Source organism: Pseudomonas sp. RIT778, from assembly GCF_019718735.1.
GTDB classification, from domain to species: Bacteria; Pseudomonadota; Gammaproteobacteria; order Pseudomonadales; family Pseudomonadaceae; genus Aquipseudomonas; species Aquipseudomonas aphyarum.
Genome location: NZ_JAIHBA010000015.1, coordinates 131,339 through 151,666 on the forward strand (window position 1 = coordinate 131,339; position 20,328 = coordinate 151,666).

General features: G+C 56.3%; 20 protein-coding genes. 14 read left to right on the forward strand and 6 right to left on the reverse strand.

Annotation, left to right across the window (positions count from 1 at the left end; all coding sequences use genetic code 11):
• Positions 1-4 precede the first annotated feature (4 nt).
• The 13 genes from K5E37_RS11930 to umuC all read left to right on the forward strand — a co-directional run bounded on the left by K5E37_RS11930 (position 5) and on the right by umuC (position 11,329).
• Complete coding sequence (locus K5E37_RS11930; RefSeq protein WP_221533924.1) at positions 5-550, forward strand: DUF4376 domain-containing protein; 546 nt, start codon at positions 5-7, stop codon at positions 548-550.
• Positions 551-650: 100 nt separating this feature from the next.
• Positions 651-1,817, forward strand: a complete 1,167-nt coding sequence (locus K5E37_RS11935; RefSeq protein ID WP_221533925.1) for a phage tail sheath family protein — start codon at positions 651-653, stop codon at positions 1,815-1,817.
• A 12-nt stretch (positions 1,818-1,829) separates the two neighbouring features.
• Positions 1,830-2,333, forward strand: a complete 504-nt coding sequence (locus tag K5E37_RS11940) for a phage major tail tube protein (RefSeq protein ID WP_134785654.1) — start codon at positions 1,830-1,832, stop codon at positions 2,331-2,333.
• Positions 2,334-2,345: 12 nt separating this feature from the next.
• Entirely contained in the window at positions 2,346-2,660 is a 315-nt protein-coding gene (locus tag K5E37_RS11945) for a phage tail assembly protein (RefSeq protein ID WP_221533926.1), read from the forward strand.
• Between the two features lie 156 nt (positions 2,661-2,816).
• Positions 2,817-5,261 (forward strand): phage tail tape measure protein, encoded by a 2,445-nt coding sequence (locus tag K5E37_RS11950; protein ID WP_221533927.1) that lies wholly within the window; start codon positions 2,817-2,819, stop codon positions 5,259-5,261.
• A 9-nt stretch (positions 5,262-5,270) separates the two neighbouring features.
• Entirely contained in the window at positions 5,271-6,116 is an 846-nt protein-coding gene (locus K5E37_RS11955) for a phage tail protein (RefSeq protein ID WP_221533928.1), read from the forward strand.
• Positions 6,091-6,297: a tail protein X gene (locus K5E37_RS11960; RefSeq protein WP_085683139.1), complete on the forward strand. Its 207-nt coding sequence runs from the start codon at positions 6,091-6,093 to the stop codon at positions 6,295-6,297. The genes K5E37_RS11955 and K5E37_RS11960 overlap by 26 nt, the downstream gene beginning before the upstream one ends.
• An 88-nt stretch (positions 6,298-6,385) precedes the next feature.
• Positions 6,386-7,435 carry a phage late control D family protein gene (locus K5E37_RS11965; RefSeq protein ID WP_221533929.1) on the forward strand — a complete coding sequence of 350 codons (1,050 nt, stop codon included), beginning with the start codon at positions 6,386-6,388 and terminating at the stop codon, positions 7,433-7,435.
• 30 nt (positions 7,436-7,465) lie between these two features.
• Positions 7,466-8,029 (forward strand): glycoside hydrolase family 19 protein, encoded by a 564-nt coding sequence (locus tag K5E37_RS11970; RefSeq protein ID WP_221533930.1) that lies wholly within the window; start codon positions 7,466-7,468, stop codon positions 8,027-8,029.
• Complete coding sequence (locus tag K5E37_RS11975) at positions 8,011-8,553, forward strand: lysis protein (RefSeq protein WP_221533931.1); 543 nt, start codon at positions 8,011-8,013, stop codon at positions 8,551-8,553. Before K5E37_RS11970 ends, K5E37_RS11975 begins: the two co-directional genes overlap by 19 nt.
• Before the next feature lie 150 nt (positions 8,554-8,703).
• Entirely contained in the window at positions 8,704-9,498 is a 795-nt protein-coding gene (locus K5E37_RS11980) for a DNA adenine methylase (RefSeq protein WP_221533932.1), read from the forward strand.
• Between the two features lie 135 nt (positions 9,499-9,633).
• Positions 9,634-10,059 carry a LexA family transcriptional regulator gene (locus K5E37_RS11985; RefSeq protein ID WP_221533933.1) on the forward strand — a complete coding sequence of 142 codons (426 nt, stop codon included), beginning with the start codon at positions 9,634-9,636 and terminating at the stop codon, positions 10,057-10,059.
• Positions 10,052-11,329, forward strand: coding sequence for a translesion error-prone DNA polymerase V subunit UmuC (umuC, locus tag K5E37_RS11990; protein WP_221533934.1), 1,278 nt, complete (start codon positions 10,052-10,054; stop codon positions 11,327-11,329). Before K5E37_RS11985 ends, umuC begins: the two co-directional genes overlap by 8 nt.
• 194 nt (positions 11,330-11,523) lie before the next feature.
• Here the strand turns inward: umuC and K5E37_RS11995 are convergent, their stop codons facing one another.
• The 3 genes from K5E37_RS11995 to K5E37_RS12005 all read right to left on the reverse strand — a co-directional run bounded on the left by K5E37_RS11995 (position 11,524) and on the right by K5E37_RS12005 (position 14,164).
• A complete protein-coding gene (locus K5E37_RS11995; RefSeq protein ID WP_221533935.1) occupies positions 11,524-11,886 on the reverse strand; it encodes a response regulator in 363 nt (120 codons plus the stop codon).
• Positions 11,887-11,909: 23 nt separating this feature from the next.
• Positions 11,910-13,352, reverse strand: coding sequence for an ATPase domain-containing protein (locus tag K5E37_RS12000; RefSeq protein ID WP_221533944.1), 1,443 nt, complete (start codon positions 13,350-13,352; stop codon positions 11,910-11,912).
• Positions 13,353-13,543: 191 nt separating this feature from the next.
• Positions 13,544-14,164, reverse strand: coding sequence for a tyrosine-type recombinase/integrase (locus K5E37_RS12005; protein ID WP_221533936.1), 621 nt, complete (start codon positions 14,162-14,164; stop codon positions 13,544-13,546).
• Positions 14,165-14,453: 289 nt separating this feature from the next.
• Between K5E37_RS12005 and K5E37_RS12010 the strand changes: the two genes are divergently transcribed.
• The gene (locus K5E37_RS12010; RefSeq protein WP_221533937.1) at positions 14,454-15,824 is read left to right on the forward strand and encodes a hypothetical protein; all 1,371 of its coding nucleotides are present in this window, start codon (positions 14,454-14,456) and stop codon (positions 15,822-15,824) included.
• 359 nt (positions 15,825-16,183) lie between these two features.
• On the opposite strand, the gene K5E37_RS12015 is transcribed toward K5E37_RS12010, so the two are convergent.
• The 3 genes from K5E37_RS12015 to K5E37_RS12025 form a co-directional block, all read right to left on the reverse strand.
• Entirely contained in the window at positions 16,184-18,943 is a 2,760-nt protein-coding gene (locus K5E37_RS12015; protein WP_221533938.1) for a ParA family protein, read from the reverse strand.
• Positions 18,940-19,377, reverse strand: coding sequence for a hypothetical protein (locus tag K5E37_RS12020; RefSeq protein ID WP_221533939.1), 438 nt, complete (start codon positions 19,375-19,377; stop codon positions 18,940-18,942). The genes K5E37_RS12015 and K5E37_RS12020 overlap by 4 nt, the downstream gene beginning before the upstream one ends.
• A 509-nt stretch (positions 19,378-19,886) precedes the next feature.
• Complete coding sequence (locus tag K5E37_RS12025; RefSeq protein WP_221533940.1) at positions 19,887-20,105, reverse strand: hypothetical protein; 219 nt, start codon at positions 20,103-20,105, stop codon at positions 19,887-19,889.
• Positions 20,106-20,328: the final 223 nt, after the last annotated feature.

The following is a 20,328-nucleotide window of genomic DNA, read 5'->3' on the forward strand; positions in this document are numbered from 1 at the left end:
GAATATGAAATACGCGACTTTTAGTGATACCGGCGAGATCATCGGGCGATTTGATGACCGCTTTCACGCGACAATTCCCGAGGATGCAGTCGTTATCCCGGAAAAGTTGTGGGGGCCAACGTTGAATGACACGGATGGTGTGTGGCGTTTGGTGGACGGCGAACTGGTCAAGCAGCCACTGCCTGAGATTCTGCCCGACTTTGTGCAGATGGTGGCCGACGAGCGCTACAAACGTGAGGCAACCGGCGTCATCGTCGAGGGTCTGCAAATCGAAACGACCCGCGACAGTCAGGCGCTGATTGCCAGCACCGGTTTGTCTGCCGTCCTTGATCCCGAATATCGCTGCAACTTCAAGACGGTGACCGGCTTTGTCGAGATCGGATCGGCGCAAATCATTGCCATCGCCAAGGCCGTGCGCACCCATGTTCAGGCCTGCTTTGACCGTGAACTGACGCTGTTGCGCGCCATTGAGGCCGGCGACTACCGCGAGGACATGCTGTTCGAGGGCTGGCCGGATTCCATCCCGCCTGATCCTGTCGAGCTGCAATAGTCGCCCCTCACTGCAGGGGCGTTTTTCATTGCGCCCCACACAGCAATACCTTGAGCCTCGCCAATACGCGGGGCTTTTTCGTTTCTGGAGAATGAGCCTTATGAGTTTCTTTCACGGCGTCACGACCACCTCGGTCGATACCGGCGCGCGCACCATCTCGCTGCCGTCTTCGTCGATTATCGGCTTGTGCGACACCTTCACCCCCGGATTGCTCGGCGGCGGTACCGCCAAGGCCGGCGAACTCAAACTGATCACCACCGAGCGCGAGGCCATCGCCGCCTTCGGCGCGGGGGCTGCGATCACCAAGGCCTGCCAGGCGATCTACACCAAGGCCAAGGCGGTGATCGTCGCCATCGGTGTGCCGAAGATGGACGACCCGGCGCTGCAGACCTCGGCGATCATCGGTGGCGTCTTGGTGTCAGGTCAGCGGACCGGGCTGCAGGCGCTGCTTGATGGCAAAAGCCTGTTCAACACCCAGCCGCGATTGCTGATCGCACCAGGTCATTCGGCCACTCAGGCGATAGCCACGGCGATGGACGGTCTGGCGCAAAAGCTGCGGGCCATCGCCATCATCGACGGGCCGTGCACCACCGACGAGGCCGCCATGGCCTACGCCGACAACTTCGGCAGCCGCAACCTGTTCATGGTCGACCCCGGTGTGCAGTTCTGGGACACCGATGCCAGCAAGACTGTTGATGCGCCGGGATCGGCATGGACCGCCGGCCTGTTTGCCTGGACCGACGCGACCTACGGTTTCTGGGCCTCCCCGTCGAACAAAGAGTTCACCGGCATCACCGGGACCACCCGAGCCGTCGAGTACCTGGACGGTGATGAGACCTGCCGGGCCAACCTGCTCAACAACGCCAATATCACCACGATCATCCGCGACGACGGCTACCGCCTGTGGGGTAACCGCACCCTGTCGAGCGATCCTAAATGGGCGTTCGTCACCCGCGTGCGCACGTTGTTTATCCTCATGGACGCGGTCCAGGCCGGGCACAAGTGGGCGGTCGACCGCTCTATCACCAAGACCTACGTCAAGGACGTCACCGATGGCCTGGAAGCATTCATGCGCGACCTGAAAAATCAGGGCGCGGTGATCAACTTCGAAGTGTTCGCCGATGAAGAGCTGAACACAGCCAGCCAGATCGAGCAGGGCAAGGTGTACTGGCGGATCCGCTTCACCGACGTACCGCCGGCCGAGAACCCAAATTTTCTCTTCGAAGTCACCAACCAATGGATGACCGAAGTGCTTGAAGCCGCCTAAGGAGGCCACCCGATGAAACCTGAAGTTTTGTCCAATTGCGCGGCGTTTATCGACGGCGTGAGTTTTGCCGGCGATGTGCCGAGCGTGACCTTGCCCAAGGTTGTGCTGAAAACCGAAACCTACCGGGGCGGCGGCATGGCCGGTGAGATCGAGATCCCGGTCGGTGTCGAAAAGCTCGAATCCGGATTCACCACCAACGGCGTGCGCCGTGAGGCGTTGAAGTGGTTCGGGCTGTCCGACCGCACCGCCTGCAACGCCGTATTTCGCGGCACGTTCAAGGGCCTCCAGGGCAAGGTCACCCCGGTGATCGTCACCATGCGCGGCGGCCTGAAAGAGGTCGACATGGGCGACTGGAAGGCCGGTGAAAAAGCCGAGACCAAACACAACATGGCGCTGACCTACTACAAGCTCGAAGTCGGCGGCCGGCTGATTTACGAGATCGACATGGTCGGCATGGTGCTGGTGATCGACGGTGTCGACCAGCTCGCAGACGAACGTTCGGCCCTGGGCCTTTAAGGAAAACAAACCATGAAGCAAGACATGCAATCGATCACTGAAACGCCCCTGCCTAACTGGCTGCAACTGTCCGACGACGGTTTTCGCATCAGCCTCAAATACCCGACCGAGTTGTGCGGTGTGACGGTCGACACGCTGATGATGCGTGCGCCGTGCGTGCGTGATGTGCGGGCGGCACAAGCGTCGTCCAACGGCGATGCCGAGCAGCGTGAAATGTCGTTGTTCGCGTCGCTGACCCAGACCCCCGAGGCGGATCTGATGGGCCTGAAGATGGTCGACTACCTGCGCCTGCAGGCGGGTTATTTTCGCCTGGTCTCGGACGAGTAAATGCGACGGTTCCACGTTGAAGATGCTGGCCAAGCGCATGGCCAGGGAGACCGGGTTCTCAGCGGCTGAGATCACGGGCATGCCCTTCAATGAACTGGTGTGGTGGCTCTCTGATTGAGCCACCGCTCAACACTTTCCGACGCATAAGGCACGCTCATGGCGAAGAACCTCGCGCTTGGCTTTGTCATTGGCGGCGCCGTCGATCCGACGGTAGGCAAAGCGTTCAAGGACGTCGAAAGCAAGATCAAACACTTGGACTCGGTGGGCAGCAAAGCCCGCGTCCTGCAGAACACCATCGGCGACACCATGCGTCTGCGCGATGAATGGCGCAAGGCGCACACGACCGGCGCCGAAGGCGCGGACAAGCTGCTGGCCAAATATGAAAAGAACCTCGCGTTGCTCAAGAAACAGGGCGTCGAGGTGGGACGGCTGAGCAAGGCTTACGCGACCATGGGCCGCGTGGCCGCCGGCGCCGAACTCAAAGCATTGGGCCACCGGCAGATCGAGGAGGGCCGGTCCGGTCTGAAAAGTACCCTCGGTCAGGCCGGTGCGCTGACCGCTGCAGCCGCTATCCCGACCAAGGTCAGTGCGGACTACGGCGCGATCATTCGCGACATTGCGATCAAGGCCAACATTGCCAATTCCCCGGAAGAGGCGCAGCTGTCCAAGACCGTGATCGAGACGTCACGCGATACGGGTATGGCGCGCAATCAGGTGGCCGAAGTGGTCAACGCCCTGGTCGGCGCCGGCATGGAGCTGGACAAGGCGCTGTCTTATGCCCCGACGGCGGCCAAGTTCGCCGTGGGTCAGGGATCGGAGGGCACCGAAACGGCGAAGATGATCAACGCCCTTGGGCAGAACGCCAAGATCACTGACCCCAAGGTGATGCAACAGGCGCTCGAGGCTATCGCCTACCAAGGCCAGGCGGGCAGCTTCGAAGCGGTCGACATGGCCAAGTGGTTTCCTGAGTTGCTGGCCGGCATGGGCAAGCTTGGCATCACCGGCATGGATTCGGTGACGCAGCTGGGCGCCATGCTTCAGGTACAGATGAAGACAGCCGGCGGTTCGGACGAGGCCGCGAACAACCTCAAGAACTGGATGGAAAAAATCGGTTCTGGCGAGACGGTCGACGCCTATAAAAAGGCCGGCATCGACTACAAGGGCTCGATGCAGACCGGTTTGCAAAACGGCATGTCGACACTGGAATCCAGTTTTGCCCTGGCCCAGAAATACATCCAAGCCACCGATCCGAAGCGGGCTGCCGAAATGGCCAAGGCCACGGCGGCGATCAGCAAAGAGGCCGATCCCGAAAAGGCCAAGGCCATGATGAAGTCGCTGGAAGAGGCTTTGCGCACCGGTGACCTGTTCGCTGACATGCAGGTGAAAGCAGCCCTGACCGCGTACATGCAGAACAAGGATCTGTACAACCAGCTGAAAAAGGACTCGGCCGGTGCCACCGGGATCCTCGACAAGAACCTCGCCGAACGCCGGCAGACGTCTGCGCAAAAATGGTCCGAAATGGCGCAGTCCATGGACGACGCTATGCGCAGCATCGGCGATGCGATCCGGCCGGTTACCGATGCCGTGGCTGACGGCATCAACAACGTCAGCCGCAAGCTCTCAGGTTTTGCCGACGAGTTTCCACGGGTCACGCTGGGCATCGGTACGGCCGTGGCTGGACTGGTGGCGCTGAAGGGCGCCGTCAGCGCATTCAAGGTCGGCAAGGGCCTGATGAACCTCGGGCGTGGCACCTTGATGGGCAACCCGAATATCCCGCAAAAGGTGATCGTCACCAACCTGCCAGGTGCTGGTGGTGGGCTGGATGCCGGCGACTTGGATGGCGGTGATGGCAAGAAGAGCAAAAGGGGGATGGGGAGCGGCAGTCGAGGTGGTGGGCGCGGTGGCCAACTCGCCGAGGGCATGAAAGGTCCAGTGATCTTCGCGGCCGTCGACGCCGGTTTCAAAGCCTACGACACCTACCAGAATGCCGAGACTCAGGACGAAAAGGCCGAAGGTTACGGACAAGCGGCCGGCAGCTTGGCGGGCACTTTAGCCGGTGCGGCAGCCGGTGCCGCCATCGGCACGGCGGTGCCGATCATTGGCAACATCGTCGGCGGCGCGATTGGCGGTTATATCGGTTATATGGGAGGCGATCTGGCCGGCGGAATTCTGGGCAAGAAACTGTTCGGCACCGACGAGTCGCTGAAGCGCGTACCGGACGCCGGGCCATTGATGATGGCCGATGCTGGAAAAAACCTGTCGCCGGTGATGGGCGACATTGCCAAGTCATTCGAACCCAAGCCAGCCTCTGGCCCATTGGCTCCTGCAGCAATGGGCGATGTGGCCCGGTCACTTGCTGTCCCTACAGCTGCACCGGCTCCTCCGGCATTGCTCGCCGCACCGGTTCCGGCCGCCAAATCCGAAGCGCCTAAGGTCGAGCAACAGGTCCAGATCTCGGCGCCGTTGCACATCACCGTGCAGGGCGATGCCAAGGATCCGGCACAGATGGCGCGGGAGCTGCAGCCCTTCATTGCGCAGCAGATGCAGCAGGCCACGCAGCAGCTGCAGAACCGCAAACTCTACGATGAACCGCATGTGTAAGGAGGACTGATGGCCTACATGGAGCAACTGCAGTCAGGGCTCAAGCAACTGGCAGCAGCGGGGGAGACCGGCCGGCGCAGCCTCGACGGCATGATGGGACCGGTCAACGGCGCGATCAGCGAGATCAGCGGCGCTGCCTCGGAGCTGGAGGGTATTCCCTTTGTCGGTCCGGCAATCGGGGAAAAGCTGCAGCGTGTGATGCGAGGGGTAAATGCCGCCCAGGCCAAGGTCGGGCAGGTGGTGGCCACTTACAACAAGGCCACGCGAGCCGTGTCAGAGATCGATGAGCGCATGAGCCAACTGAAGGAACAGGCCGCCCGGGCCTCAACCGCAATCAACAAGATCGCCGGCAAGGTCAGCCCGTCGCTGGGGAACATACTGCCCACCGGATCGCTGGCCGGTGACGCGACACCGGTACCGGAAGCGGTAAAACCCTTTCCGCACCTGCTGATCGTGCAGCCGCTGGGTCCCAAGGCGGTGCCGTATTACTTCAACCTGGATACCGCTGCCTTCGACGAGCTGCGGCGATCCACGGAGTACCGCTGGGCCTCGCAGGAACGTCTGACCCGGCGGCCGGCACAACAGGCGGTGGGCATCGGAGAGGAAAAGATCACCCTCAAGGGCGCGATCTTTCCGGGCTTCAAGGGCGGCATCAAGCAACTGGATACGCTGCGCAGCCTCGGCGCTCAGCAGCTGCCGCTGACGCTGACCACCGGCTATGGCGACGTGCTTGGCACCTGGTGCTTGAAGAATGTCGACGAAGAACAAAGCGCGCTGCTGCAGGGCGGGATTCCGCGCAAGCAGGCGTTCACTTTGGAGTTTGTGCGTTATGGCGATGACCTGCAGAACGTCTGACGGAGATCTGCTCGATACCCTGTGTTACCACGCCTATGGGCATCTCAGTGGAACGGTCGAGGCGGTGCTGGATGCCAATCAGGGCCTGGCCGACGAACCGCAGCCTTATCGGGCCGGTATTGTGATTGAGTTACCAGATCTGCCTCAGCCGTCGGAGGACGGTATAGCGCTATGGAGTTGATGAACTATAGTCACCCACAGTTCACGTTGCTCCTTTAGCTTCATCCTCTTCGAAGCCCGCCCTGTGCGGGCTTTTTTTTGGAGCAAAAATGACCCCCATCTTTCGCATCGTCGCCGACGGTGCCGATATCACCCAGCGGATCAACGACCGTCTGCTGCAGCTGAAAACCACCGACAAACCCGGTATGGAGTCCGACGAGTTTGAATTGCGCATCGACGACCGCGACGGCGCGGTGGTGCTGCCTCCACGCGGGGCCGGCATCGAGATCTTCCTGGGCTACGCAGAAACCAAACTGACTCGAATCGGCCGTTACGTCGTCGATGAGATCGAGCTGTCCGGTCCGCCGGACACGTTGGTGATCAGCGGCAAGGCCAGCGACATGCGCGGCAGTGGCAAGACCACCCGCAGCGGCAGCTGGGAAAACGTGCCGCTGTCGCGGATCGTCGCTGATGTCGCCGCACGCAACGGCTGGCAGGCAGTCTGCCCGGTGCAAACCAAGGTGCCGCGTGCCGATCAGCTCAACGAGTCAGATTTCAATTTCATCACCCGCCTGGCCAAGCAATATGACTGCACGGCCAAGGTCGCCGACGGCAAGCTGTTGGTCATGCCGCGGCAAGCTGGGCAGAGCGCCTCGGGCAAGGCGTTCAGTGTGGTGACGATTCAGCGCCGGGATGTCAGCCGCTTTCAGTTTCGGCTCGGCGACCGTAACACCCACAAGGCCGTTTCAACTAAGCACCAGGACAAGAGTACCGGCAAGCTCGCCGTGGTCACTCTCGACAATGACGAGTCGCCGGACGGTCTGCCGCCGGTGCACACCGACCGTCACATCTACCCGAACAAGTCAGCCGCCGAAGCGGCAGCCCAGGCGCGTCTCACCGCGTTCAACCGCTCCACGGCCGGCGTCCGGCTGGAGATGGCAGGGCGCACTGATTTGTTTGCCGAACGATCGATCAACGCCCAGGGCTTCAAGATTGGGCTCGACGGCGAGTACCTGGTCGACTCGGTGGAGCAGGTGTTTACCCAGGCCGGCTGGAGCACGACGGTCGAGTGCAACGGTGGCAAAAAGGGCAAGGCGAAAGCCAAAGGCAAGAAGAAAAAACCGGCGAAGGATCTGAAGGTTGTTCAGATCAAGCAGTAGTGCTGCATTCCCATAACCCAGGAGAACCCCATGTCACTGACGGAACAACAGCTGCAACGCATCATGCCCAACGCCCGTCGCCAAGCGGGCGTTTTTGTTTCTGCGCTCAATGCCGCCATGGCCCACCGGCAGATCAACACACCGCACCGCCAGGCCGCGTTTCTCGCCCAGGTCGGGCACGAATCCGGCGAGCTGAATTACGTGCGCGAGCTGGGCGGCGACCAGTACCTGAGCAAGTACGACACTGGCACCCTGGCCGCGCGGCTGGGCAACACGCCGGAGGCTGACGGCGATGGCCAGCGCTACCGTGGCCGGGGACTGATCCAGATTACGGGCCACAACAACTACCTGCGCTGCAGCTTGGCGCTGTTCGGCGACGAGCGTTTGTTGCGAACGCCGGAGTTGCTGGAACTGCCGCAGTGGGCCGCTGAGTCGGCCGCGTGGTTCTGGTGGGTTCGCGGGCTGAATGCCCTGTCGGATCAGGGCGAGTTCGAGGCAATCACCCGCAAGATCAACGGCGGTCTGAACGGCCTACAGGAGCGCCTGCAGTTGTGGGGGCGGGCGAGGGCGGTGTTATGCGTCTCGGCGAACTGATCCCGGTACCGTATCGGCTGCTGGTCAGCACGGTGCTGCTGGTCACGCTGGCCGGTGCATCCGCGGCCACCGCCTGGCAAGTGCAGGATTGGCGCTACGGCAAACAGCTCGCCGAGCAGGCGCGCCTCCACACCGAAACCCTCAATCAACTGGCCCTGGCCTCGGCCGCACAGCAGCGTGCCGAACAAGACAAACGCCTCGCGCTCGAGCAGCACCTGGCGACCAGCGAACAAACCCATTACCGAGCCTTGAGTGATGTCCAACGTGATCAAGGTCGCCTGCGCGACCGCCTTGCCACTGCTGATCTGCGGCTGTCAGTCCTACTCGACGCCACCACTGGCGCCGGCAACGGATCGATGCAAGCCACCGCCACCACCGGCAGCGTGGTTCATGGCCCCACAAGAGCCGAACTTGACCCAGCGCATGCTCAACGAATTATCGGCGTTACCGACGACGGCGACCGGGGGCTGATTGCCCTCGCTGCCTGTCAGGCATACGCCAAAGAAGTCTCAGCACCGAAGTGAAAAAGAGCGGCCGGTCCGGATGCGTCAACATCCGGATCGACCGCCGTCCCTGCAGATGGTCCCTGCAAGTCCAGCCAAGGCTCTTGCTCCGTGCACAAAGCGGGGCGAGCCTAGCACCTGTTTATCCATACAGTAAAGGTCTTGCTTTTTATGTCTACACCCATCATCCCTTGGATGGGCGGCAAACGCCGCCTGGCCGACCGTCTCCTTCCGCTTTTTCCGCCACACGAATGCTACGTTGAAGTCTTTGCCGGCGGTGCCGCGCTGTACTTCATGAAGCCCCAGCCATCGCCGGTGGAAGTCCTCAACGACATTAACGGCGACCTGGTCACGCTTTACCGCGTCGTGCAGAACCACCTCGAAGAGTTCGTGCGCCAGTTCAAATGGGCGCTCAGTTCGCGGCAGGTGTTCGAATGGCAGAAAATGACCCGCCCTGAAACCCTCACCGACATCCAGCGCGCCGCCCGATTCTTTTACCTGCAGCACCATGCCTTCGCCGGCAAGGTCTCGGGTCAGACATTCGGCACGGCGACCACCGCCCCGGCCATCAACCTGCTGCGCATCGAGGAAAACCTCTCGGCCGCGTGGCAGCGCCTGTCCGGCACCTACGTCGAAAACCTTCCCTGGCTTGAATGCGCCGAACGTTACGACCGTGCTCACACCTTCCACTACATGGATCCACCTTACTGGCAGACCGCCGGCTATGGCGTGGACTTTCCGTTCGAGAACTACGTGCGGATGGCCGACTTCATGCGCCGCTGCAAAGGCAAAGTGATGGTCAGCATCAACGATCATCCCGACATCCGCCGCGTGTTCGAAGGCTTCCACTTTGAGACTCTGGACATCCGCTACACCACAGCCAATCAGCGGCAGGGTAAGGCCGAAGTCAGTGGCGAACTAGTGATCATGAACTGGGAGCCGAAAGCATTGGGCGGGTTGTTCTGACAGATGCCAGTTAGCATTTCTCGACTTCCCATCATGAGAACACCCACCCGTCTATCAGATATTTCCTGCAGAAATTGACCGAATGCCGTTCTGAACGTTAACTGTATATTCGTACAGTATCGGAAGTCGTGCGTCATGAGCTTTTCAATCCTAGGCCCTATTGCCGTGGCCGGTCGGAAATTACCTCTTTGCCTTTTTCGAGTGCCGGCAGGTTTCCCTTCGCCGGCAGCGGATCACATCGAAACCCACATCTCGCTCGACGAAGTGCTCAACATTCGTGCCCCGCATGTTTACCTGGTGAAAATTGCCGGAGAGAGCATGCAGGGGGCGGGAATCTTTGACGGCGATTTGGCGGTTGTGGATCGTTCACTGGAGCCGGCGCACGGGCATATTGTTGTTGCGCTGCTCAACAACGACCCGCTTTGCAAGCGGCTATGCCTCCGTGGGAAAGAGGTCATCCTGCTGTCTGAGAACCCCAAGTACCCGCCGCGTTACGTGCTGGAAGGCGATGAGCTGGCGATCTGGGGCGTGATCATTGGTAGCGTGCGCAGTCATGTCTAAGCAGGTGCCGGTGTTCGGCCTGATCGATTGCAACAGCTTCTACGCCAGCTGCGAGCGAGTATTTCGTCCTGACCTAGCCAAGGTCCCCATCGTTGTCTTATCGAATAACGACGGCTGCGTCATCGCCCGCAGCTACGATGCCAAGCCATACGTGAAAATGGGCGAGCCGTACTTCCAGATCAAGCACAAGCTAAAGCAGCACGGCATCGTCCCGTTCTCCTCGAATTACGCACTATACGGTGACATGAGCGAGCGAGTCATGACGCTGATCGAGTCCATGGTGCCCGCAGTCGAGGTCTACAGCATTGACGAAGCCTTCGTCGATCTCGCCGGCATCACCGATTTGGATGGCCTCGGTCGCCAGATTCGGAGTCAGGTGCTGAGGTGTGCTGGCATTCCAGTCGGCGTTGGAATCGCTCAGACCAAGACACTGGCCAAGCTTGCCAACCATACGGCCAAGCGCCTGCAGGCGCAGACTGGCGGGGTGGTCAATATTTGCGACCCAACTAAGCGTGACTGGGTGCTGCGTAACACTGACGTTTCAGAGGTGTGGGGTGTAGGGCGTCGCATGAAAGCGCATCTGGATACTATGGGAATCAAGAGTGCGATGGATCTGGCCAAAGCCGACCCTTGGACACTGCGTAAAAACTTCAGTGTGGTGATCGAAAAAACGGCGCGCGAACTGGCCGGCACTCCTTGTCTGGAGCTAGATGAGCCCGATCCACCGAAACAGGAAATCTGCTGCAGTCGAATGTTCGGCACCCGCCTGACGGAACTGGCACCAATAAAGGAGGCGGTGGCCACGTACATGATGCGCGCTTCAGAGAAGCTCAGAGCGCAAAACTCGCTGTGCAAGAAAGTGCGCGTGAGCATTCGCACCGGCATGTTCAATCCGGAGGAGGCGAAGTACGCCAATGGTGTGGTGATCGATATGCCTTACCCAACGGATGACGTCCGGCTACTGACCAAGGCTGCAGTCGATGCGCTGGATCGGGTGTATCGCCCTGGTTTCAAGTACAGCAAGGCGGAGGTATTGCTGATGAATTTGTGTCAGCCAGGTGAATACACGGACGATCTATTTGCGGCTTCTCAACCGACAGAATCTACTAAGGTCATGGCTGTACTGGATCAGATCAATGAACGGTGGGGAAGGGGGACGCTGCGAGCGGCGAGCGTCCCAAATAACCCAGGGTGGGCCATGCGGCGTGAAATGATGAGCCAGAGCTACACGACTCGCTTGGATCAATTGTGGACGGTCAACTGTAGGTAGTAAGACGTCCGCTATCGGCCATAAGCGGACACTCGGACGCGCCCGCTACGGCCAGAAACGGTCATTGGACGACTGTAAAAAACGTGGCAACCCTATGGCTTCTGTTTATTTAAGGGAAAAAGCCCGCATGGGTGGGCTCTCGCAGTGAAGGAGAACCTAAGATTAATGGTGGTGATCATCAGCACGGCACAGGTCTATTCGAGAGAAAGTAGCTTTCGAACTTCTGCTAGAATCGCGTCCATACTGAATGGCTTTGGCAATACCGCGTTAAACAGATCCGATCTCTGCATGCCTATGTGCGCCTGAGCGCCGCTCATCAAAATAATTGGCAAATGCTTACAGGAAGGAAGGGCGCGGACGGCTGTGGCGAACTCTTGGCCATCCATGACCGGCATCATAAAGTCGGTAATGATCAAATCTGGACGTTCTCTATCTAGTATCTCGAGCCCCTTTTGGCCATTGCTGGCCGTCACCACCATGAAGCCTTCATCCTCCAGCGCAAAACTGAGAATGTCAGCGATCAGATACTCGTCGTCGACGACCAGGATGGTGGCCATGTTAATTCAACCCGCACAAAGGCTTAAGATTTTGAACCAGGCGATGACTCAGTGGGTACTGATGGTTCATGTCTTGAAGCCTTTTTCAGGAAAACGTCTTGGTCACGGATGACGACCTCGAATCGCGAAGGGTCGTAAGAGCTGTCTCGTACTTTAAGAATGGAAAGCGTCCTGCTTAGTTCAGAGTGATTCTCAGCGAATCGCATCAGCATCAGGTTGTCGACGATGCTGGACAGGTCAGAGTTTGGTGCGCTGACCTCGGAGCCAAATAAATCGCGCATCTCCCAGGATGCGAATACCGTAACCCCCCTGGATCGAAGCTCGTTCATCAGAGCACTGAAGAAATCAGTTATCCGCGCCGGATTTGTCGTAACACGTGTCATGCCGCTCAGACTATCGATGAATAGGCGCTTGATGCCCTTTTCTTCAACAAGACTCAGCAGTCGTGCGCCCAGCCCGTCCAGAAGACCTTCAGTAGTAGGCTGCCAGGCAATGCTCAACGCGCCGCTGTCTTCCATGCCTTTGATATCAATACCCAATGACAGGCCTTTGAGTCGCAACCTCTGTGGACTTTCGTAAAAGCCAAAATGCAGGCCCGGAGACTCTGCGGTCGACTCAGCCAGAAATTTGAGGCCCAGTGTTGTTTTGCCGATCCCGGAGGGGCCTATTACCAGCGACACGCTGGAACTGTGCAGGCCTCCGCCTAAGATGTCGTCCAGTGACTTAATGCCGCTGGGGATTCGCGTCATGTCAGCGCTATCGGGAGACGACGGGTGGCTGTAGAGACTTTCGAGTCGCGGGTAAACAACCAAGCCATTTTCGGTAATTTCACACTCATGAAGACCGGTCATTGCGCCACTGCCCCGAGTCTTTCGCAGCTGAATACGACGCACTGAGCGAGTACCGTATAGCTCTTCGCCCATCTCAATTACGCCATCAACCATGGTGTGCTCAGGACTGCCATCGTCAAGTCGCGAGCTGGTGAGAAATAGCACCGTGCAACCAGCAAAAGCTGCATGCCCTTGCAGCTCCGAGATGAACTTCTTAGTGTCGATGGGGGAGTCAGCTTTCGAACGTGCATTGAGCAAACCATCCACGACCATAACAGTGGCTTTCTGGCGGCTAATTTCGCGCCGAAGCAGTTTCACTACCTCATCCAGCCCCTCGTTTTCCAAGGTGTCAAAGGCACTGACAAACTGGATTTCGGCACCGACTTTTGACGAGTCGAAAAAGCTCAGGGTAGAAAGAAACTGAAATAGACGATCATGTGACTCAGCCAGCAGCGTGGCGACGAGAACCCGACCGCCATTGTTCGCATGATGAAACCCAAGCTGGTTGGCGAGGATTGTTTTTCCAGACCCCGGGCGCCCTTGGATTATGTATGAAGCGCCTGCGACCAGACCTCCCTTGAGCAGAGCGTCGAGCCCTTCGATTCCACTTTGGAGGCGTTTTAGCTTTTCCACAATGCGACCCTGATCTGAAAAACAGGCTGTTTAAGCCGAGTGGATGGAATGCTACCGCCATTCTTGTTTCGTAGCCATTCAGAGCGAGCTGAAAGCTGGAGCGACGGTACCGTATTGCGGCCAAGAGAGCTGCCTACGAGAATCCGCTTTTGGCCGGTAAGCGACGGTCAGGGCTAGACCGTCGCTGTGCATATTCAAACCTCGGTCTGTTCCGCCATCTCCAGGGCGTCGTCAACTTCAATTCCCAGATATCGAACGGTGCTCTCCAGCTTCGTATGGCCAAGCAGCAGTTGAACCGCTCGCAGATTCTTCGTCCTGCGATAGATCAGCGATGCCTTCGTACGCCTCATTGTGTGAGTGCCATACATGGCTGGATCAAGGCCAACGGCTTCCACCCAGCCTTTGACGATACGTGCGTATTGACGTGTTGATAGATGGTCTGAGGTACGCAGCTGGCTCGGAAAAAGGCAGTCCTCGCTCCGGAGTTGGGCCTGGTGTATCCAAGCCGCGATAGCAAACCGCGTTTGCTCCGTGATCTCGAACTGCACTGGCCTCAGCGTTTTCTGCTGCATCACCATGGCACGTGGCGATACGTGCTCGCCATGGGCGACGTCGCGCACACGGAGCCTGATTAAGTCGCAGGCCCGAAGCTTGCTGTCGATGGCCAGATCGAAGAGCGCAAGATCACGGGTTCGTTCTGCAATTTGCAGCCTTACCCGGATGGCCCAGATATCTCTCAGTCTGAGTGGAGCTTTCTGCCCGACCAGCTTTCCTTTGTTCCAAGGCTGACGGCTGCAGGTAGCGAAGATGTTCATGACTAGTCCTCCACGTGTCGAAGGACAAGGATGGCTGACCAGAGGAAGGGTCGCTAACCGGCCAAAAGCGGACACTCAAGACTGGTCAGCTTTTGAAAATTGCGGCCATCCGTGAACGGCAACTTTCGACATGGCGGGCCCCCGACATCCCAAAATGCACCTTCTTCTCGCATTCCCGTTATCTCATGACTCACGCACATTGGACGGGGTATGGGACGCTGCGTAAACTACGACATCATTGTGTGATTGCGTGACGGCTAAAAATTTAAATTCCAGGAGGAGAAGTAGCTTGAGTCATACTTCATTTGAATTTCTCTCAAACAGCTTGCTATTTGATGCAAGTCTATTAAGAGAGAAATATGCCAGTGTTTCTAATGCTGAAATGAAAAAGATCTTGAGTGACTATCGAGAATACTGCACTAAAAACATAGGCAAGATAAAGACTGAAATAAGTTCTGATGAAGGGTTGCTGCGCTGTTTCGGAAGCGGCCAACTCGCTAGTTTAGAAAGCTTAAAGCGCACCGCGCTGTATGTAGAGCAAACGGTGTTATCTGATCCAATTTTTTCGCTATCAAATTTTTCTAGCGAATTTGAGGATGCTCTCTACGAGTATGCTGGATTTCCTTATAACCGTCCTATAAATAAAGAAGTGGTGGCTTCTGCCGTAGAAAATGTTCTCGCTACTAGGTCGATGGTCGTAGCGGGTTACTTAAAATATTACCCCTCAACCTTGTATACAGACCAACATGATGTTGTGCTAAGTAATGTAGAACCTAGGCACAATCAAGAAATACCTGAGTCTGTGCTAAATATTTATCGGAGTAAGGCTCAGATACGAAGCGTCATCCACCAAGACGGAAAGCCACTGATACTTCCCGATCTCCGACGCTGTCAAGAAATTTTTATAAAATTTCAAGGTGTTGAGGGAGGAGGAGGTACCGTACATAAATCAATGATTCAGAAAATTTCTTCAATTGATCGCGAGCGAAATGAGGTCAGGTCCAATATCCTCATACCTGAAAGACTGCCCACTCAGACTGAATTCGACGATTGGGTTCAAAAAAATCTGGTCATGAATGCTACGGGCCACTACAAGAAACTGTTAGAAGAAATATCAATTGCCGCTGATCTGAATGCAGTATTTTCGACTCAATCACCTTTCACTGACAAAATCCTCAAGAGTTCTCCGAAAAAAGAGCGCAAAGGCATTGAAGAAAACGCGATTGAGTGTGTTCTAAAAATGCAGCTTCCTTTTATGGACAAGATTTCGGCGCATGACTTAATGAGCATACGACAGAACGACGGGGAGGAATTTCGCAATTTCAGAGCAAATCTAGAAGGCAGATTGAGAGATCTTCGAGCCGAGTCAGATCCATCTATAATTAGAGACAAAATCGTCGACCTAGAACACGAATTGAGCGTAGTCCAGATTCGGGCTTTAGATATGAAAGTCAAAAACGTGCGCCGAGTTGCATTGGCGGACGTTGGCATCGCTACGCTTGGGCTGGCTGCGGGGATTGCAACATCAGGATGGAGTTTACTCGGTACGCTTGCTGCTACACTTCAAGGTGTGAAATCTTTTTCAGAGTACCAGGACAAGGTACGTGAAAATCCATGCTACTTCCTTTGGAAAGTTCACTCTAAAGCAAGGCACAAGTAAGTACCTTCGTTAATATTATGGAGTTATCGGACACCAGCCCAAGGACATCGCCGACCTGAGACAGCATAAGGTGTAATCATGGTATCGGTAGTAATCTGTTGCAATGATCCTATGGACTTTAAGCAGCCCTTTACAAATGACAGAACTTGGCCGAAAGCTGGCAGCCACCAATAGCATTTATTGGCCGAAATTAGCGGAGTCCCAGTCCTTGGGGCTGTCCGCCATGTTCAGCCGCTAACCGCGTACCCTCGGCGATATCGGTGAATAAATTCCGCGTTAGCACGCACCTCATGAACCGGTGCGGGCTTGTACGCATTAAAAAATGGGTGTTTCACAAGCGGACGCGTCATGCTCATAGTTCAGAGTGGAATGGCGCCAATGTTCTTTTTCAGCAAGGCCTGTGTGCGCGGACGGCCAGTCGCCGAGGTAACAAAACCCAGTCCATAACGGTATATTTCGGGCAGAAAGAGCCTTTCATCTCCCAGCTCCCCATCCACATCCTCATAAACCACACCGAGTTCTTGTAACGAACCGAGGAGACTTGCATCAAGGCGTGCTTGCTCTTGGCTAAACGGTACTTTGAGATTGCGGATGCCACTTTGTTCCATTAGATCCATCCACCTTCTCAAAGGGGCAACCTCAGATTTTGCCTCCGTTACCTTTTCCACACTACAATCTGGAATCGCCTTCCTCATTGACTCCGGCGCTAGCAAGCGATCCGGCCACGTTTGCCCTGTCCGAGTTGACTCGGATGACGCAGCAAACTTCAGAAATCGAACCAAGTCACGTGCTTGCACGTTGCCTTTCAAGTCGCATAGCGCTGCGTAAACCCATCGAGCGGAGTGTGCTTCTTTGGACTTTTCGCTTCCGAGTTTCTTCCCCCAGAGGCGTTCCAGTTCAGTCTTCAAATCTTCAATGCGCAGAGACTCTGCAGATTTCGGATCGTTTGAGATAATACCGGCTTGGCAGCTCAGCATGAAAGCTAAACGAAGGAAACTTTCGGGGTTCCAATGCAGCCTGAATGGCTGGAAGCGTTGTAACCATTGGCCCAAGTTTTGGCGGACAGTGGCCTGAACGTAATCTGCGCGCACAAATACAATGACACCCATGTGCCGATTTTCCAACTCGCTGACCCGATTGGGTAAACGCAACAGCGCATGAATAGCCTCATTCACATGTCTGTTGTCGGCATCCTTGAAAGTATCTTCAATGCCATCGAATACGAATATCACTCGTGAAGAGTGTTTCGCCAAAGTTTGGTTAATTGCTTGAAGTCCTCCATGCGTGATGCCGAGCTGACGCGCAATAAGGGTGTCCCAGAAGTCCTCCCAATGATCGGGTGGATCTTTAAGCGCTTCCTCAATATGACGTCGAACCACGCTAGCGGAAAGCAACAGTTGCTTATCACTTTTTATCAAGTTGACCGTGCTGATCTGAGCTAACTTGATTTCTCCATCCGGCTTGTCCTCGATATTGTCCGACCACAGAACTGGAAATATCGCGGCATCGGTCGTGTTTGCTGGGTCGAAACCCAATTTGCTCAGAAAATGTTGCCACTTGCTCGCTCCTACCAACTGTCGGAAGGTGAAGGTTTTGCCCGCGCCTTTAGCGCCGATCATCAAAAGATTGGGCAACTCATTCGCATAATGCTTACCGAGATTGATAAGCGGTTCCGTTGCCAAAATGACACTTGTGGCGCTGCTGTCGGCGAACTCTGCTGCCTTGCAGACCTCATATAACCTTGTTGCTTGCTCATGACGAGGTGCAGCTGCTGGGTTGGCATCATCAGCAGAAGTAGTCGTCTGTGTCGGCAAAGGCGCGGCATAGAGTCCCCTCGCCCATTCGGTTGCACTTGCAAACAGTCGACTAGATAGGGGCAAAGTGTCCAATGCTTCACGCAACGACCCGATGGACATCAGGGTGCTAAGAAACTCAGCCTCCAGCCACTGCACCCCGGGCGATAGCGCATCATCCGTAGGGTATGCCTGCCCCAGCGCCTTTAATGCGAGTTCGTAATGTCCAGCGTCTCGTAGCTCTTTGGTGAGCATGCTTAACACTACACTGGGACGCGCACTCTCTAGCTGCGCGGCTGGCAGCTGGCGATTAAATGCATATAGGCGACGTAGCACTTCAGCCATACCCTGCACTGATTGAGGTGCTACGGTACTGACGAAAAAATGATCTACGCGGGGGTCAAACAGAATCGGGCTGGCCAGTTCACTCAAGCCTGCTCTTAGGTCTATGAACACTGCATCCACGCCTAGGTGGTTACCTAAGGCGTGCAGATGGTCTGATAGCTGCCAAGGATTGCCAGGGTTGCGTGCTAAGTGCTCTGGTGCCACCGGCATGTCTTGAATTTCGGCTAAATCCAAGGCTGCAGGCAGAATAAACAGCTCCCGCTGCAAGCCTCCAACGTTGAGCGAAGTTTTGCGTAACTCCTGCGCGAAGTAGCTCAGTGTCGCATCCAGTCCAGCGGGTGGGTAATGCAAGGCTTCAAGCAACTGGACAAAAGACACCATAGGTCGATTGGTATCATCCAGCCAGAAGCTGACGCCGGGCGCCTCTAGATCGGCGTCTATCACTAGAATCTTTTTAGGAGCAGCGCCAGGCTCCTGCATACATGCGGCCACATAGGTCATAAGGGCCGTAGTCCGTCCAACTCCGCCCTTGAAAGAGTGGAAGGAAATTAAATCGGGCCCAGACGCCCAATCAACGGGCATTTCAACAATGGGCTGTGGGGCAGACTGTTCGAGCTGATCCCATGTGATAGTTTCATCGGTGGGCAGGTAAGTGACATCACGCCACAAGGGGTAATTTTTCTGCCCAGTATCAGCCGCGGCCCCCTCGTCCCTCGTCAACTCAACCGGATAACTTGAATCACCGATACGAAGGCGGATGCAACGTTGGTCCCGGTGATATGCGTTACCAAAGATCTTACTCAGCCACTCGTGTACTACCCCATCGTCCGCTGAATGCCGCACCTCGAGGCCACTTGCAAAGCAGTCAACACTCAGTACGCCTGCAGGTAACCGGGTCCAAAGTACCGAACGCTGCTTAAGCACGCGCTCCACATCCAGCCACGTCAATAAACGCTGGGCTGTATCCATTTGCAGGCTCATTTGAGTTCTCCTTGAATCCAACTCAAAACTTGTTCTAGCTGATGTTCGCAATCGCCATCTTGGGGAACTCTGCATTCCGCACCATATCTCCAAGCCTGATGCAGGATACTGATATCGCCATTGCGTGGCTGCGGGGCACCGTTTTGCGACACTGGTACAAGCTGTAAATTTTCAGGCAGAGACAGCTCCGCCCCCACCTTCAGATCTTTGAGCATTTGTCGCAAGTTATGGCCCGTTTTGTCGATGTCTTCGCGTTCGAAAAGAGTGCGGTTTTGCCGCTTGAGCCATACCGCTTTCAATCCGCACTCCACGGCGTAAAACAACAACAAACGGTGTGAGTTCTTGCGCATGCTGCCTGTTGTTGGTCTGGCGATGGTGGAGAGCTCTCGCCAAGCACGCACTAACTCGCGGTCAGTAAATGGCACTGCACTCATTGGATAGCTCCGAAGGCATACCGAGTTTTTGTGCCCAGCTTCATGCATATTGGCGAACCTACATTGACCTTGCGCTTAGCATGCATCCAGTCGCGAACGACGAAGGCCGATAAAGTAGATTTTGGAACGAGCTCCAAATCTCGTAAGGAAGTCGACTCGCTTTGTTCTACGACCAGAAGAGTTTGCATTGAGTCCATCCATGAGGCGCGGAAGTGTTTCGGCCGAAGGATACGTTGATAGCGAAGGTATAAACAGGCCTCTCAATAATTCTGTGTCCCAATGCAGTTTTTCTCCCTGCTTCCGAGAAATGCTCGGTGGGGGGCAGCAGCTTTCGGTCTAAGCCGAAAAATTGCTAAGCGTTAAAACAAATATTGCATGGAGCCTGTTTTTACACCTCTTCCACCAGACCGCTTTTGGCCGGAAATGCCGCTCTCAAACGTCCGCTTTTGGCCGAAAGCTGCCGCTCACGAAATGCCGATTTTGGCCGATTGCTGCCTGCAAAGACGATATTAGGATTGCCGTATCCGCATAATCGCATCTGTGATCGCTTTTGCATTTGTGTCTAAGGTCTCCATAGCCATCACAGTGTTATCTGCAACCACTGCCGCGCCACTGGCTGCAAGCCAAACGGCAACCTCCTCGATTGCCGCCGCCAGTGCATGCTGGTTGTGCAGGAGCAACGTCAGGGCGTCAGCAGTGGCGATATTAGAAGCTGAGTTATTCGGCATGCGATCCATCCTGGAAATGAGGTGTTCGCGAAGCCTAGCTCATGCGGCCGCAGCAGAGAGGCTTAGGTACCGCATGCTTAAAAATTGCTACAACGCGCAGATGATTTGAGACTTCAGCCAATCAGTTTGGGGGGGAGGCGGGCTACTGCATCCAATCCATCATCGGCGCCACACTGAAGCGGCGAGACGGCTCGGAACGGGGAGGGCTAGTGTTTACGGAGGA

Coding starts and splice junctions, on each gene's coding strand:
- K5E37_RS11930 (WP_221533924.1), top strand. CDS start 5: ATGAAATACGCGACTTTTAGTGATACCGGCGAGATCATCGGGCGATTT.
- K5E37_RS11935 (WP_221533925.1), top strand. CDS start 651: ATGAGTTTCTTTCACGGCGTCACGACCACCTCGGTCGATACCGGCGCG.
- K5E37_RS11940 (WP_134785654.1), top strand. CDS start 1,830: ATGAAACCTGAAGTTTTGTCCAATTGCGCGGCGTTTATCGACGGCGTG.
- K5E37_RS11945 (WP_221533926.1), top strand. CDS start 2,346: ATGAAGCAAGACATGCAATCGATCACTGAAACGCCCCTGCCTAACTGG.
- K5E37_RS11950 (WP_221533927.1), top strand. CDS start 2,817: ATGGCGAAGAACCTCGCGCTTGGCTTTGTCATTGGCGGCGCCGTCGAT.
- K5E37_RS11955 (WP_221533928.1), top strand. CDS start 5,271: ATGGCCTACATGGAGCAACTGCAGTCAGGGCTCAAGCAACTGGCAGCA.
- K5E37_RS11960 (WP_085683139.1), top strand. CDS start 6,091: ATGGCGATGACCTGCAGAACGTCTGACGGAGATCTGCTCGATACCCTG.
- K5E37_RS11965 (WP_221533929.1), top strand. CDS start 6,386: ATGACCCCCATCTTTCGCATCGTCGCCGACGGTGCCGATATCACCCAG.
- K5E37_RS11970 (WP_221533930.1), top strand. CDS start 7,466: ATGTCACTGACGGAACAACAGCTGCAACGCATCATGCCCAACGCCCGT.
- K5E37_RS11975 (WP_221533931.1), top strand. CDS start 8,011: ATGCGTCTCGGCGAACTGATCCCGGTACCGTATCGGCTGCTGGTCAGC.
- K5E37_RS11980 (WP_221533932.1), top strand. CDS start 8,704: ATGTCTACACCCATCATCCCTTGGATGGGCGGCAAACGCCGCCTGGCC.
- K5E37_RS11985 (WP_221533933.1), top strand. CDS start 9,634: ATGAGCTTTTCAATCCTAGGCCCTATTGCCGTGGCCGGTCGGAAATTA.
- umuC (WP_221533934.1), top strand. CDS start 10,052: ATGTCTAAGCAGGTGCCGGTGTTCGGCCTGATCGATTGCAACAGCTTC.
- K5E37_RS11995 (WP_221533935.1), bottom strand. CDS start 11,886: ATGGCCACCATCCTGGTCGTCGACGACGAGTATCTGATCGCTGACATT.
- K5E37_RS12005 (WP_221533936.1), bottom strand. CDS start 14,164: ATGAACATCTTCGCTACCTGCAGCCGTCAGCCTTGGAACAAAGGAAAG.
- K5E37_RS12015 (WP_221533938.1), bottom strand. CDS start 18,943: ATGAGCCTGCAAATGGATACAGCCCAGCGTTTATTGACGTGGCTGGAT.
- K5E37_RS12020 (WP_221533939.1), bottom strand. CDS start 19,377: ATGAGTGCAGTGCCATTTACTGACCGCGAGTTAGTGCGTGCTTGGCGA.
- K5E37_RS12025 (WP_221533940.1), bottom strand. CDS start 20,105: ATGCCGAATAACTCAGCTTCTAATATCGCCACTGCTGACGCCCTGACG.